Below are 14,109 nucleotides of genomic sequence, written 5' to 3'. Positions count from 1 at the left end.
CCGTTGTTCAATATGTTTTGAAACAACCCGAAAACAGAATGCTTGAAGCAGGAAACACGATTGTTTTGCCGGTTTTGAATGAGCAATTGATCGAGAGCAGAAGTTTGTCTTATAAAGACGATCAGACCACATCATTTTTGCCCGCTATTACGATGGTGAATACCATGAAATGAGCCGGTGTTTTGTTAAAGTCCCATACCGACCAGAAAAGCCAAAAGCAGAAGAAATATTCCTAATGCAAGTAGGATCAATGCCATTAGCGCGAAAAAGGTTCCCCAAAATTTTCCGGGGTTGCGTTTCCATTTCACAATAGCTACAACAGCGAGAGCGATTGCCGCAAACAAACAAATGGCTGCCAAAACAATCGGTGTGATGATGAACGTGGTTGCATCCAACTCTACAAAAATGAGAACGATATAAGCAGCAGCAAGAACGAAAGCATTCAGCGCAAACAGGTTTAGTCTTTTCCGGGGCTTTTCATTTTCCGTAATCGGGTCGTCGTTGGTTTGCACACTTTTTTCCACTGCTTCCGTCAATCTTTCTATCAAGGCTTTTTCCGAATAAACGGTTGTATTGTTGTTCACTTCTGGCTCTTCGGAAAGCAGTTTTTCATTGTTCTGCAGCGTGTCTGACTTCTCCGGGTTTTCGACCACCAAGTCTTCCTTTGTATCGTTTGTTTCTTCTACACGAAGAGAATCTTTCGAAGCGGTTGCTTGAGCCAGTTCTTCCGGATCTTTGGTTTTAATCTGCTCTTTTGACTCATTCTTTTCTTTCAATCCGGATTTATTCCAGGAAATGTAGTAACCCTTTCTAAATGCTCTTTTTTCAATCGTACAAGAGCAAACTACTAAAACAAGGGTTATGAGTAAGTAGGCAAATAATCGCATAATGCATTGATTTATTGATGCAAATTATGTAAAACCAGGTTGTGAGTTGTTGCGAAAATCCGTACTTGATAAAACCGGCTGCTACAATTGGTTTCATTTGAAGTGTTAAACAGCAAGATCGGTTCGTCGAATCGCTTGGTTTGCAAAACAATGTTGGACGTAATATTGCGGAATTACGTTCAATCCTACAGTTGGTCTTTTTCTACAAATTTGTGTCTGATTGTAGATTAAATCCAGAAATACCGGGTAATCGAGATGATTTTTCAGTAAAAAATTTACCTGCTGACTAAACAGATTATAAATCAATGTCGGACGTAATATTGCGGAATTACACCCAATCCTCAATTGACAGATTCTCCGCTTTCAGCATCCGTTTCTTTCGAACTCCACTTCAAAACCAATCCTCTTCCATAAAACACAAACAGCAACGTCAACCCCAAACCAAAAAACACCAATGCAATCGGACGGGTTCCGTCATCAAAGAAAAACTCTCCGACCATCCAGGCAGAATTTGCCAGAATCCATGCAATCACCGCCAGGTTGTGCATCAACTCGGAATGCGATTTGCGCATTTTCCACGTGAGCCAGATAGCCACAGAAAGAGTAGGCAGGATCATACATGTTCCCAGCCATTTCAAATCGGCAACCCAACAAATGTCTTTGAGAAGCCACAATAAAATATGAAGGTTTTCTATTTTTCGAAAATCCAAAAACATCTAAGCATTAAGCTTTTCGTGCTTTTTCCAGGCAATCGATTGCCTTTTCCATCATTTGTTTCGACCCGGTGAAGAATCCGCAACGCTGGTGCAATTGATTCGGTTGAATATCCAAAATGCGTTCCGTTCCGTTCGTTGCCATTCCCCCTGCTTGCTCAGCCACAAATGCCAATGGATTGCATTCATACAACAAACGCAATTTCCCTTTCGGACTTTGGTTGGTAACCGGATAAATGTAAATTCCTCCTTTGATTAGATTCCGGTGGAAATCTGCTACCAATGAACCGATGTATCTTCCGGAATAAGGTCTTCCATCCTCCTGCACTTCCTGGCAAAAAGAAATGTAATCTTTCACTCCTTGTTCGCATTCGTGAATGTTTCCTTCATTCATCGCATAAATACGTCCTTTTTCCGGCATGCGCATGTTCGGGTGCGACAAACAAAATTCTCCGATGGAAGGATCGAGTGTGAAACCGTTCACACCATGTCCAGTTGTGTAAACCAGCATGGTTGACGAACCGTACAATACGTAACCGGCTGCTACCTGCTGTGTTCCTTTCTGAAGCATATCTTCCAAAGTTGCCGGTGTTCCTTTTTCAGAAACCCGTCTGTAAACAGAGAAAATAGTTCCGATTGAAACGTTGCAATCAATATTGGATGATCCGTCCAGCGGATCGAACAAGACAATGTATTTCCCGTTTTGAGCACGCGGAGCGGTAAATGCCAGAAAGTCATCATTTTCTTCCGATGCAATTCCACAAATTTCACCGCTGGATTCAAATACTTTGATGAACTGCGTATCTGCAATCACATCCAGTTTTTGCTGCTCTTCACCCTGAACATTCACATCTCCCTGAGATCCCAGGATGTGATCCACCAAGCCTGCTCTGCGAACATCTCTGGCTACGATTTTAGAAGCAATTGAAATATCGTTTAAGATGCGGGATAACTCTCCGGAAGAACCGGGAAATTCCGCTTGACGTTCCATAATAAAATCGCTCAGTGTGATGATGTGTGACATAAACAAAGATTTAGAACAAAGGTAGGGAATAATTGAAAAAGATAAGTTCCAATTATTCACAATCAGCGGAAAAATAAAACGATCCTTTCCGAAGGATTATTTTTCCTTCGTGTCTTTCTTCAATAAGTCGTTGTATTCTTCCAAAAGACCATAATACTTGCTCTTCCAATATTCAAGACTGTTTTCTCCATAAGGAGCTGCCTCATCATTGGCGATGGATCTCCGGCTTGCAATCTGTGGAATTTCTTTCGAAAAATCGTGATGCAGAATTTTACCAAATTCGAGAATCAGTTCAAGCGATAAATCCGGGATTTCAAAGACATTGTAAATCCACCGACGGCTCTTACCCATCTTCTTCGCCACCTTAGTAAGCGGAACTCCGCTATCACGAACAACTTTTTCAACTATTTCTCCTCGATGTACCATGGGATAAAATTCTGCACTTTGTTGTGTATGATTGTTTACACATGATTCTCATTTATGTAAATTTTGTATCTTTATTTCAACAATATTTAACCCGTTCCCTGTATCTCAGCCCAAATTGATGGAAGGAACATCTAAAATGAAGTCAATGAAAGAGAAACTGTTCCCTGCCAAAATAAACTCCCGAAAAGTTGTTTTCATACCCGTGTTTTTCTTGTTTTCCTGTACTAATCCGCTTGCAAATAAAAGCGAAAATAACGTCCGGCAAATTGCTTCTTTTCAAAAAGAAAAAACTTCCGGAACAACCGATTCTTTTCCAATTAATTACATTATTCAAAACAGCAGGAGCAGGAAATTGTATTACGATCTGAGCAAACTTTACCGGATGAAACTGAAGCGGATCCAACCTTCTTTTTTTAAAAAGTGGTTCGATCAAACCCCTGTAAACATTTCCGAAAATGAGCAGATCGTTTTCCGTTTTTCACCGGATGAAGCCTATTACTTTTTTGATTATCAGGATTCAGATTCTGTTTTTTTCTGTTCGATCCTGGAGTACCTGGATCATCACCAGACGTTCCGGATGTATCATTTTACGATTGATAAACAACGGCAAGTAATCGTTCACTCAGATTGGGTAGCGATTCAAAGCCGCAAAAACGGGTATTGCGTGCATGACCGGATGAACTACAATCCGAAAGGAAATAAACTCACTGTAAACTCTAAAATTATCAGTGTGTTCCACAATTTTTGCGGGCGCATACAATCCGTTAAAGAAACATTCTGTTTTTCAATAAACGGAACTACCCGAAAAACACTGAAGCGCTAATCAAAATCCCACTACATCCGCTTCATTCGTAATTCTTCCGGAAAATCTTTGCTGAAACAAAGCAAAGCTCCAAATTACCCCTAACTTTGTGGTATGCTTCAAAAATTCCGGTACCATATTTTACTTCATCTCGTAATCTTCATGTGGGGTTTTACCGGGATTTTGGGAAAGTTAATTCACATTGATGCGCAATACCTGGTTTGGCACCGCATCCTGATTGCTTTCGTTTCCTTATTGATCGGCTTGTATTTTCTGAAAATGCCTATGCGGATCCGCAACCGGAAAACGATGCTTAAAGTTTTTGGAGTAGGAATTCTCGTTGCTTTGCACTGGATCGGTTTTTATACTTCCATCAAGTTGTCTACGGCTTCCCTCGGAATCTTGTGTTTATCCACAACAACCCTGCATGTTACGTGGCTGGAACCTTTGGTTTTCAAAAAACGCTTTTCACCGGTAGAATTTCTCTTTGGTTTGCTCGTAATTTTCGGAATCTATTTTGTGTCGGATAATTTCAATGAGGAACAATACCTCGCTTTGGCAATCGGATTGTTGGCAGCGCTTCTGGCGGCTCTTTTTTCTGTTTTCAATGCAAAACTGGCTGAGGAAGTTCCGTCCTCTGCTATTACGCTGCACGAAATGGGAATCGGCCTGGTATTTATTTCCGGAATGTTGTGGTATAATGGAAAAATGGACGCCGGTCTTTTTCAAATGACCTGGAGCGATTTCGGATGGTTGTTGTTCCTTGGAGTTTGCTGTACTTCTTTCGCGTTCATTGCAACGATTGAAGTGATGAAGCGTTTGGGAGCTTTCACCGTTTCTTTAAGCATCAACCTGGAGCCGGTTTATACCATTCTCCTTGCCATTCCGATCTTGCACGAAGACGAATTATTGAATGGAAATTTCTACGCTGGTTCGGCCATGATTATCCTGGTTGTGATTGCCAATGCGATCTACAAGGCAAAACAACGCGAGCGAGAGTTGAAAAAGGGACAAACCGAATAATTCCAACCATCGGGTATTGGTACTTTTTCCGCGTCCGGAAGTAATTTCCCAATATTACGACAGCTCCCTGTTTTCAAGGCTTTCAGAACAATTCAAGCCAAAAGAATCACTTTCTTCAAACGCATGATTCACTCGGATTTACCTTCCAAAGACGCGCTTGTTTTTACAAACCCAGGAATAATCTCCATTCCTGCGCCTGGTGTTCATTCATTACCCGTGGGAATTTATTCTGAGAACCAAGCTTTCCTTTTTCTTCCATAAATTGATAGAAGTTGTTCACATCTGTTTGATATGAAACCGGGGATTTCAAGGTATTGTATTTTCTAACGGATGCGTAATCATCGTTCAACTCACACAGGAACTCGTCCACGGTCTTCATCACCAGATCACTGTCCATCGGTTTTTCGGTTCCAAAACACCAGTAGTGTCTTTGCTCTTCCGTATTGGCGTACAAACAGAATTCAGGAATGGCAACATTCAGCTTTTCTCCGGCTTTCATAATCGCCATATTGATGTTATCCAGTGATAAATGTTCTCCTACCAAACTCAAGTATTGCTTGATGCGGCCACTGATGCGGATTTCACGTCGTTCCAAATCTACGAATTGCACCAAATCTCCCACCAGGTAACGCCACAAACCGGCATTGGTTGAAATAACCAAAGCATAATCTTCTTTCGTCGTTACCTCATCTACTGTCAGCGCTTTTGCTTCCGGTTTCAGGTTTCCGTATTCATCAAAATTATCCCTGTTGAATGGTACAAATTCGAAGAAAATTCCGGATTTAAGCAGCAACTGCATTCCATTGCTTTCTGCTCTTTTCTGGTAAGCAAAATATCCTTCCGAAGCCAGGTAGGTATTTAGAATGTGTACCTTCTTTCCACACACTTTTTCAAAGCGTTTCAAATAGGGTTCCACATAAACTCCTCCGGACAAATACAACTCCAAATTCGGCCAGATATCGTGAATAGAATTTACCTTGTATTTCTCGATGATGCGTTCCATTAACATGATGCACCAACTTGGAATTCCGGCAATGGTACTGATATCCCATTCCGGAGCTTTTTCCACCATGCGGTCCAGCTTTTGATTCCAATCCTTTATTGCTGCAGTTTCCGCATCCGGTTTGGTGAGCGGAAGCAGTACAACGGAAGTGTGTTTCTTTAAGATTCCGGACAAATCACCTTCATAGTGCTTTCCTTTTTTCTCCGGTTTGGACGAACCTCCAACAGCTATTAATGATTTTTGGTAAAATCCATCCGACAAATTTAAGTTGGCAGTTGCGGTGAATTGTTTGATCGTATTTCGCTGAAAAGAGCGAATCATTTGCTTGGTTACAGGAATGCGTTTACTCGGCGAACCTGTTGTTCCGGAAGAAAGGGCGAAATATTTGATCTTGCCCGGCCACGTTACATCCGCTTCATCGTCCAGGGAGCGGTGCAGCCAGGTTTGATAAAGTTGATCGTAATCGCGAATTGGAACGGCTTTTTGAAAATCCGCTACCATATTTTCAGATTCAAGGATCGACTGAAAATTATAGTGATAACCAAACTTTGTTTCCTCTGCAAACTTCAACAACTTCGTTAATACTCTTATCTGGTCCTTGAAATCCAGTCCCTTCAGTGCATTTCTCCGTGCAGAAAACTCGGTAGTCTTTTTAAGCAATTTCCCGATTATTGGCATCTTTTCTCCATTTTTTAGTAGCTACAAAAGTAGCGTAATCCTAGCAAAAGTGAGAAAAAACAACGACTTATTGTTTTATTAACGTCTTATTTTTAATATTGAACTAAGAAATGGATTCACGCATCTAAAGCTTTGATTACATTTGCACTACTATTTAAAACCCAGAAAAGCTCCTTATGGAAAAAAAGACCATTATTGTTCCACATGACTTCACTTCAGTTGCCGAAAATGCTCTGAATCATGCTATTAATACTGCAAAAATAACCGGTGCGGAGATTTTACTCCTTCATGTTGTGGCAAAAGAGAAGGCTGTAAGTGAGGCAGAAGAAAAGCTGAAGGCTGTTATTGAAAATCATAAGGAACAAATAAAAATCACTCCATATATCCGCGTCGGGAATATTTTTGACGATATCGGCGATTTCGCATCTGAAAACCATGCAGAGTTAATCTTCATGGGAACTCACGGACAAACAGGCTGGCAGCACATCACCGGTAGTTATGCGCTGAAAGTAATTACGCATTCAACCGTTCCGTTTATTGTTGTTCAGGACAAACCGATCAAGGAAACGGGTTACGATGACATCGTGGTTCCGTTGGATTTGAACAAGGAAACAAAACAAAAACTGGCATATGTTGCCAATATCGCAACGTATTTCAAGTCCCGAGTTCACGTCATTACTCCCGATGAGACGGATGAATTTTTACGCCACCAGGTAAAAGCAAACATTCAGTTTGCCGTGCGTTTTTTCCACGAAAGAGGCATTGACGTAACAACGAAAGTGGTTCCTACCAGCGGTTTCGATAAAGAAGTGGTAAAACATGCCGTTTCATTGGATGCGGATTTGATTGCTATTATGAACCTGAACCGCAATAACATGCTTGGAGTAATCACAGCAAATCACGAGCAGTACATTCTAACCAATGACGCTCAAATCCCTACATTGATTGTCAATCCGGTGGCAGGAAAATACGGAAGCAGCGTATTATTCAGCTAGAAGATTAAGCACATATAAAACAAAAAAGTCTGCAGGTTTGCAGACTTTTTTGTTTTATGATTTCTTTTCTTAGTTCTTGAAAAAGCGGTATCGCACACCTCCCGTAGCTTTATCTTCCTGAAGCCACAATGTGTCGATGTTTCTGGTCATAACAAACGGTGTTTGAACACCCGCAAAGTTCATGATGAATTTCTTTTTCCCGAACAAAACAGACTGCTTCACCTTGTAAAGGTATGTTCCACTGGCAAAAGCCGTGTCGTTTCTTTTCCAATCAAATGTTTTGTAATCCACGAAAGTCAGTCGCTGACTGTTTGCAGAAGAAGATGTGTCTTCAAAAAAAGTACTGTCATTCGTCGTAGAAACCCAGTTCCAGGAAGTTCCCTCCAAACTGATTGAAGGAGTTGTTTCCTTTTTGGTACAACTGAAAATTGTAAGGGCAAATAGCGTAAAAACAGCAAACCTCATCTTGATTTTTTTTTCAAAGATATGCATTCGATCAGAATTAGTCTTTATACTCATCCCTCAACAAACGCTCTTCTACTTCTTTTAAGTTTTGCATTTTCTTGGCTTGTCTGCTGGCAATGGCTGTTGGCGTGAAATATTTGTGCATATTCAAAAACGCAACCTGCATGTTGTCCCACTGACGATCACCGTCTATCTTTCCGTGCTCGCGCAGCTCTCTTCTCAGTCGGTCTGCAATTTCATGGAAATCATCTCTTCCCAGGTAATCCAAATCCGCATCGCAGATAATCTGCTCCAGTTTGTTTTTCGGTTTGTGCGGGATTTGTGTTACGAAAATGAGTTCTTTGATCTGTGCAATGTGCTGATCGGAATATCCGTATTTCGGCAAAATTTCTTCTGCCATTCGCGCTCCGATCGGTTCGTTTTTCTCGTAGTTTTCCACAAATCCGGCGTCATGATAGGTTGCTGCAGATTTCAACAGGAACAAGCCTTCATCCGTTACTCCTTCCAATAAAGCATACCGTTCCACTGCGCGCACCACATCTTTCGTGTGTTCGATACTGTGATAATGAAGCATTGGAGACAAGCCTTTTTCCAGCACTTTCATAATGTGGCGTTCTGCTTTGTAATAGTTGATACTACTATATAAATGCAGGTTTACGATTTGCTGGAAGCGCTCATTCGGGTACAAGCCTTCTCCTCCGACAGAAAGTTCCGGTTTGATCCGTTCAACCGTAAACATTTCGATCAGGCCCTTGCTTTTCGTTCTTACTTTTCCACGGTAAGTACATTCAAAATAAGGTTCTATCAGTTTAAAGGTTGAACCCGAAATCGTTACTCTTCCCGGTTCGCCCATCATTTCCATTCGCTGAGCCTGGTTTACAGTTGCTCCCCAGATATCATACGCCAGTCTTTCCGAACCGATCACTCCGGCGGTTACTTCTCCGGTATTGATTCCCAGGCGCAATTCCCAATATTCCGTTCCGTTCTCAATGGCTTCTTTTTTCAGTTGTGCAATGTAATCCTGGATCTGAAGCGCAGCCAAAACCGCATCGATCGGGTTGGTGTTGTTTCGAACGGGAACTCCGCCGGCACACATGTATGCATCGCCGATCGTCTTAATCTTTTCGAGGTTGTTTCGTACGATGATTTCATCAAACTTCCGGAAGTAAACATCGAGTTTATTTACCAGGTCCGTCGGTTTGAGGCCTTCCGCAATTTTGGTAAATCCGACAAAATCTGTAAACAACACCGAAACCGTTTTGTAAGCCCTTGCGGATGCACGGCCTTTCGTTTTCAATTCTTCAGCGGTTGACTCCGGGATAATGTTTCGCAACAATTTTTCCGTTTTGTCTTTTTCTATTTGCAGTAATCTTCGTTGTTCTTCAACTTTGTTTTTCTCTTCTTCGATGACTTTCTTCTGAGATTCGATTTTCATGTTTTGCGCGCGGATTTCTTTTGTCCGCTCCACAATCTTCATTTCCAGACGAACCTGGTCTCTGCGCGCCAAATCTATCCTCGACCGGATAAAAACAATGATCACAATGGTCAAAATCAGCAATACCGCCACCCAAAACCACCATTTCCACCAAAAAGGAGAAGCTACTTCAATGTTCATTTGCGTGCTTGCCTGAACCCAATCTCCATCCACTCTCCGAACATATACTTTCAACACATACGATCCGGGAGTTAAGGAAGTGAAGTGAATTTCACTGGATGAGCCCAAAAACACGGAGCCTTCGTCCAGGCCTTCCAACTCGTATTTGAATTGCAGCAAATCGCGGTTGATCAGATCGGTCGGAACAAAACGAATCGTAAAGCTGCGTTGATTGTATCTCAGCTTAATCTCCGATTGATAGGAAAATGCGTCTTTAAAAGGTGCATCTTTATCTCCCGGACGCAGCCACTGATCATCAAAACGGAATTTCAGAAAGTTCACATAAACTTCTTCATTTCGTTCCTGCAGTGAAATCGGGTTGAAAAAATTATATCCTTCAATTCCCCCGAAATACAGCTCACCGGTTCCCGAAAGCAGGTAAGCACCCGTATTGAATTCGTTGCTCATCAATCCGTTTACTTCTGAATAATTGGTGCATTTCTCCTGCAAGATATTGAATCTGCATAGTCCTTTGTTCGTACTCAGCCACAGGTTTCCTTTTTGATCCGGAAGGATTCCGTAAACAAAATTATTGGGCAAACCCTGTTTTCGTGTAAACGGAGTTACTTTTCCGGTTTTCAGATCCAATTTCAGTAAGCCCGAACCGGAAGAACCCAGCCAAAGCGTTGATTCATCTTCCTGGTAAATGCTTGAGATCACATCTCTGCTCGCTTTTAGAATGGATTTGTTTTGCGCATACGGCACAATCTGCATTCCGCCGCTTTTATGCGTTTCTAAGATGTTGATTCCCCCAACGCCGGTAGCGAAATAATACATTCCGTTTAATCCCTTGTATGCAACCCGGCACACTCCGGCTCCGATCGTTGTTTTTGGGTTTTGAGGGTCGTAAACGAAAGGAGTAAAATCACCTGTTTTTTTGTCATACAACAACACTCCTCCTTTTGTAGCAATAAAAAACTGTTTTTTTTTGTAAGGTGTGATTTCATAAACCCGTTGAAAAGCGGACGGATTTGCAATTCCTTTGTAATTGATTTTTTTGAAGGTTCCTTTTCCGTTTTGGATCACCAATTCATACAACCCGTCATTGGCTCCAACCAATAAATGCTCTTTATCCAGCAAATGAACAGAAACAATGCTCTTTTCGTTGTAATCGTCTGATTTTGAAATGTAATAATGCTTGAAAAGTCCGGTTTTCCGGTCCAATTCCGAAATGGCGAAATCCGTTGCAATAAAGACTTTGGTAAGATCTTGTGATTCCGCAAAGCCCCAAACGCTTTCCGAAGGAAGTCCCAGGCTCAGATTCGCCGCTGGTCCGACTCCAAAAAACTCGTCGTTTTTCGGGTTGAAGCCACTTAATCCGCGCAAGGTTCCAATCCAGATCGTGCCGTTTCCGTCACAAAACAATTCGTTCAGTTCATTGAACAGGATTCCGTTTTTTTGAAAAATATCTTTTTTGCTGAATGTAATGCGGTAGCCGTCGTGCGAACTGTTCACGCTGATCAATCCGTTGTTTACCGTTGCAATGTAGAATTCGGCGGTGGATTTCACGTACACATCCGAGAATTCTTCGATTCCGTAATCTTCCCCGATGAATTTCAAAAAAGGAAAGAGTTTTTGAGTTTTGACGTCAAACAACCACAAGCCTTCATTACTGGATAGGATGTAGCTGTTTTCGGAAAACAATTCCACATCCGAAACCAGCCAGGTTTTCCGGATCCTGGGCGGAGCCATGGATTTCCATTTTTGTGTTTTGACGTTGTAGATGTAAACACCCACGTCTTCAAAGGAAACCAGCAGTTCCTGTTTTGTAATGAATTTGATATAGTGAATCCGTTTGGAAGGAATGGATCCTGTTAAAAAGGAGATCTTTTTGGTTTTCCGGTCGTATTTTGCCAAGCCGTGAGTAGACGATCCTACCCAGATATTTCCGTTGTATTCTTCTGAAATTCCTTCAATGGAAAGATTATTGTCGTCCGATGCCAGAAGTGAGCGGAAGTTTTCCTTTTTGGGATTGTACACCGAGATTCCGTCGGCGGTTCCGAACCACAATTCCCCGAACTGATCTTTCAGACCGCAATGAATATAGGAACTCGCCAAACCCGGAGTGTCATCAGAAGTATATACTTCAAACTGCTGACCATCAAACCGGTTCAAGCCATCCTGCGTTCCCAGCCACAAAGTTCCCACTTCATCCTGGACAATAGTCGTCACAGAACTCTGCGAGAGTCCATCGTTAATAGAAAAATTTCTAAAACGATACGAGACTTGACTTATCGCGCTAGTAGTAGTAAACGCAACAACAGCTCCAATTCCTATTAGTCGAACGAGCATCTTGTATTCATTTCGTTTATTCAACGAATAAATTACTGAAAGGTTTCATTATCAAAGTTTAAGCTTTCTTGTCAGCAGTTCCTGCTTTGTTCGCAGCTGCTGCTGAAGCTTCCATATCGCGGTCAAACAAGTAGAGCCCTCCTTTGTCTCCACCGATCAAACGTAATTTATCCAAAATTCCACGTGCCAGTGCTTCTTCTTCCAATTGCTCGGAAACGTACCATTGCATAAAATTGTGTGTAGAATAATCTTTTTCCTGCAAACAAATATCTACCACGCTATTGATACTTTCTGTAACCATTAATTCGTGTTCCAGCAACAATTCGAAAACGCGTTCCAAAGAATCGAATTCTACAGGAGGCTGCGGAACTGAAGGAACGATAGCAACTCCTCCGCGCTCATTCACAAACTTTATCAGCTTCAGCATGTGGAAACGCTCTTCGTCCGAATGCGTGTACATAAACTTTGCGGTTCCGTTCAAGCCGTTGTTTTCAGCCCAGGAAGCCATCGCCAGGTAGTATTGAGAAGAAGAAGATTCTTTTTGAATTTGGTCATTTAATGCCACTTCAATTCGCTTATTCATTGCTGTAATTTTTGTTCTGTTTCTCTCAAAGTTACCATTTTAAGATTAGAATTAAAGCCCCCAAAGGCTAATAAATTCTATTTTATAAACAATCTAAGTTAGGTCGAAACAAAATCTGGAGATTCGTCATTCGTTTTGTGATGCTTCTTGTTGTTATTCTGGGTTATTTTTTCGTAATGTTCCAACCCAATCCGCAAGCGTTTTTCAATGGATTTCCGCAAGCGTTTCGGACTCAAAACGGTAATTCCGTCGCCAAACGCAAGAAACTCCTTTTCCAGTTCAAAATTATGGATGACATACAGTGAAAGTGTTGCTCCGCGCTCATCTTCTTCCAGTGTTCGCTGTGATTCGTGCAAAGGTTTTGAAATAACATAAGGCGCGTGACGGCTGTTCACCCGGAAGATGACCTGTTCGGGTTTGTCTTTCAACGAACGGGTTACACCAATGCACGTTTTGAAATAATCGTCCACATCAAAAAATGGATCCTGGTAAGGCAGGCGGTAATTCTCGTAGACATATTTCATCCGGTCGAGCGCCAGAATGAATTCCTTTTCCTCGTTATGTGTCGCACAAAGCAAAAACCAGCGATTCCGGAATTCCTTCAGTTTATACGGGTTTATCTGCATCACCGTTGGTGTTTTTGCCTTGAAACTCTGGTAGTGAATGTCGAGTACTACTTTTTTCTGAATGGCTTTCACCAAATGATCAATCCATTCCAAACCCGGCAGCCGGTGATTGGTTTCCAGTTCAATGATCTCGCGCTGTTCACTGTTCGAAGACAGAATTTTTCCTTCCAGTTTCGAAACCATTTCCTGCATTTCCCGGAAATAACCGAATCCTTTGAATTGCTTCAAAACATTCAGTACTTCTTTCATCGTTCCCAGGTCGCTTTCGCTCAGAGGAATGTTCGTAATACTGTAATCCTTCTCTTCGTAAGTGTAATAGCGTTTGTCTACGACAACAATCGGTGCGTTGTAGCCCAGTTTATCGCTGCGCATGTTTTGCAGATCGAGCTGAACGGTTCGTTTGGAAACTCCTCCAACTCCTTCGTATTCATACAAAGCATCCGCACAAGCTTCCACCAAGTCTTCCAAAGTCCATTTCCGAAACCTGTTTTGCAAACATTTATCGATGGTTTTATAGCGAATTAACGCGTGTTTTGATACCGGCATACCCGAAAATTACATTTTTCTGTGTAAAGTAGAAAACAATGTGCGCAATCTATTTACGTAGTTTGAAATAATTCAAACTAAAATTCGGATATAACCTCTTATTTTTCAAAGTAAACACACATTTTTATAAAAATACATTTATCTGCGCAAATCAATTGCGTAGTGTGTCTAAATCTTTGTCCCATCAAACAAAACAGCTTACGTTCTTTGAAATTGTTTGATACGGAAATTCGCGCTTTGCAAACGAGTTGTTGGTTTATCCGCCACATTGTGCATCAGACTCTGTCGAAATGTATCCAGTTGCAAAGAATGCTGTTTTCTACGTACATGTACGCCGGTTCGAATCCGGCAGTCGCTGAAAACGACTTCGCTTAGTCTGGTTATAGCAATGT

The 14,109-nt window shown here is 41.7% G+C and carries 13 protein-coding genes; 3 read left to right on the top strand and 10 right to left on the bottom strand.

Annotated elements, in window-relative coordinates; genetic code table 11:
* Positions 1 to 185 precede the first annotated feature (185 nt).
* From Q1V93_RS14265 to Q1V93_RS14250, 4 genes are all read right to left on the bottom strand, one after another.
* Entirely contained in the window at positions 186 to 887 is a 702-nt protein-coding gene (locus Q1V93_RS14265) for a hypothetical protein (protein WP_300665595.1), read from the bottom strand.
* A gap of 341 nt (positions 888 to 1,228) precedes the next feature.
* Entirely contained in the window at positions 1,229 to 1,603 is a 375-nt protein-coding gene (locus tag Q1V93_RS14260; protein ID WP_300665594.1) for a hypothetical protein, read from the bottom strand.
* A gap of 7 nt (positions 1,604 to 1,610) precedes the next feature.
* Entirely contained in the window at positions 1,611 to 2,624 is a 1,014-nt protein-coding gene (gene fbp, locus Q1V93_RS14255; protein WP_300665593.1) for a class 1 fructose-bisphosphatase, read from the bottom strand.
* A gap of 96 nt (positions 2,625 to 2,720) precedes the next feature.
* Entirely contained in the window at positions 2,721 to 3,050 is a 330-nt protein-coding gene (locus Q1V93_RS14250; RefSeq protein WP_300665592.1) for a hypothetical protein, read from the bottom strand.
* Positions 3,051 to 3,195: 145 nt separating this feature from the next.
* Between Q1V93_RS14250 and Q1V93_RS14245 the strand changes: the two genes are divergently transcribed.
* Positions 3,196 to 3,873, top strand: a complete 678-nt coding sequence (locus Q1V93_RS14245) for a hypothetical protein (protein ID WP_300665591.1) — start codon at positions 3,196 to 3,198, stop codon at positions 3,871 to 3,873.
* A 93-nt stretch (positions 3,874 to 3,966) separates the two neighbouring features.
* Positions 3,967 to 4,875 carry a DMT family transporter gene (locus Q1V93_RS14240; protein ID WP_300665590.1) on the top strand — a complete coding sequence of 303 codons (909 nt, stop codon included), beginning with the start codon at positions 3,967 to 3,969 and terminating at the stop codon, positions 4,873 to 4,875.
* A gap of 163 nt (positions 4,876 to 5,038) precedes the next feature.
* Here the strand turns inward: Q1V93_RS14240 and Q1V93_RS14235 are convergent, their stop codons facing one another.
* The gene (locus Q1V93_RS14235; RefSeq protein WP_300665589.1) at positions 5,039 to 6,556 is read right to left on the bottom strand and encodes a GH3 auxin-responsive promoter family protein; all 1,518 of its coding nucleotides are present in this window, start codon (positions 6,554 to 6,556) and stop codon (positions 5,039 to 5,041) included.
* Between the two features lie 176 nt (positions 6,557 to 6,732).
* On the opposite strand from Q1V93_RS14235, the gene Q1V93_RS14230 reads away from it, so the two are divergent.
* Positions 6,733 to 7,551, top strand: a complete 819-nt coding sequence (locus Q1V93_RS14230) for a universal stress protein (RefSeq protein ID WP_300665588.1) — start codon at positions 6,733 to 6,735, stop codon at positions 7,549 to 7,551.
* A 69-nt stretch (positions 7,552 to 7,620) separates the two neighbouring features.
* Here the strand turns inward: Q1V93_RS14230 and Q1V93_RS14225 are convergent, their stop codons facing one another.
* The 5 genes from Q1V93_RS14225 to Q1V93_RS14205 all read right to left on the bottom strand — a co-directional run.
* Positions 7,621 to 8,016 carry a hypothetical protein gene (locus tag Q1V93_RS14225; protein WP_300665586.1) on the bottom strand — a complete coding sequence of 132 codons (396 nt, stop codon included), beginning with the start codon at positions 8,014 to 8,016 and terminating at the stop codon, positions 7,621 to 7,623.
* Positions 8,017 to 8,053: 37 nt separating this feature from the next.
* Positions 8,054 to 11,962, bottom strand: coding sequence for an adenylate/guanylate cyclase domain-containing protein (locus Q1V93_RS14220; RefSeq protein WP_300665585.1), 3,909 nt, complete (start codon positions 11,960 to 11,962; stop codon positions 8,054 to 8,056).
* Positions 11,963 to 12,020: 58 nt separating this feature from the next.
* On the bottom strand, positions 12,021 to 12,545 hold the full coding sequence (locus tag Q1V93_RS14215) for a ferritin (RefSeq protein WP_300665584.1): 525 nt from the start codon (positions 12,543 to 12,545) through the stop codon (positions 12,021 to 12,023).
* A gap of 98 nt (positions 12,546 to 12,643) precedes the next feature.
* On the bottom strand, positions 12,644 to 13,717 hold the full coding sequence (locus tag Q1V93_RS14210) for a WYL domain-containing protein (protein ID WP_300665583.1): 1,074 nt from the start codon (positions 13,715 to 13,717) through the stop codon (positions 12,644 to 12,646).
* A 198-nt stretch (positions 13,718 to 13,915) separates the two neighbouring features.
* On the bottom strand, positions 13,916 to 14,109 hold a 194-nt coding region (locus Q1V93_RS14205; protein WP_300665582.1), incomplete at its 5' end, for a hypothetical protein.

Origin of the sequence: Fluviicola sp., from assembly GCF_030151805.1 — a bacterium.
Lineage (GTDB): Bacteria > Bacteroidota > Bacteroidia > Flavobacteriales_D > Crocinitomicaceae > Fluviicola.
The sequence above is the reverse complement of the archived record's forward strand: the minus strand, read 5'-3'. Positions and strand labels throughout refer to the sequence as shown.

Coding starts and splice junctions, on each gene's coding strand:
- Q1V93_RS14265 (WP_300665595.1), bottom strand. CDS start 887: ATGCGATTATTTGCCTACTTACTCATAACCCTTGTTTTAGTAGTTTGC.
- Q1V93_RS14260 (WP_300665594.1), bottom strand. CDS start 1,603: ATGTTTTTGGATTTTCGAAAAATAGAAAACCTTCATATTTTATTGTGG.
- fbp (WP_300665593.1), bottom strand. CDS start 2,624: ATGTCACACATCATCACACTGAGCGATTTTATTATGGAACGTCAAGCG.
- Q1V93_RS14250 (WP_300665592.1), bottom strand. CDS start 3,050: ATGGTACATCGAGGAGAAATAGTTGAAAAAGTTGTTCGTGATAGCGGA.
- Q1V93_RS14245 (WP_300665591.1), top strand. CDS start 3,196: ATGAAAGAGAAACTGTTCCCTGCCAAAATAAACTCCCGAAAAGTTGTT.
- Q1V93_RS14240 (WP_300665590.1), top strand. CDS start 3,967: ATGCTTCAAAAATTCCGGTACCATATTTTACTTCATCTCGTAATCTTC.
- Q1V93_RS14235 (WP_300665589.1), bottom strand. CDS start 6,556: ATGCCAATAATCGGGAAATTGCTTAAAAAGACTACCGAGTTTTCTGCA.
- Q1V93_RS14230 (WP_300665588.1), top strand. CDS start 6,733: ATGGAAAAAAAGACCATTATTGTTCCACATGACTTCACTTCAGTTGCC.
- Q1V93_RS14225 (WP_300665586.1), bottom strand. CDS start 8,016: ATGAGGTTTGCTGTTTTTACGCTATTTGCCCTTACAATTTTCAGTTGT.
- Q1V93_RS14220 (WP_300665585.1), bottom strand. CDS start 11,962: ATGCTCGTTCGACTAATAGGAATTGGAGCTGTTGTTGCGTTTACTACT.
- Q1V93_RS14215 (WP_300665584.1), bottom strand. CDS start 12,545: ATGAATAAGCGAATTGAAGTGGCATTAAATGACCAAATTCAAAAAGAA.
- Q1V93_RS14210 (WP_300665583.1), bottom strand. CDS start 13,717: ATGCCGGTATCAAAACACGCGTTAATTCGCTATAAAACCATCGATAAA.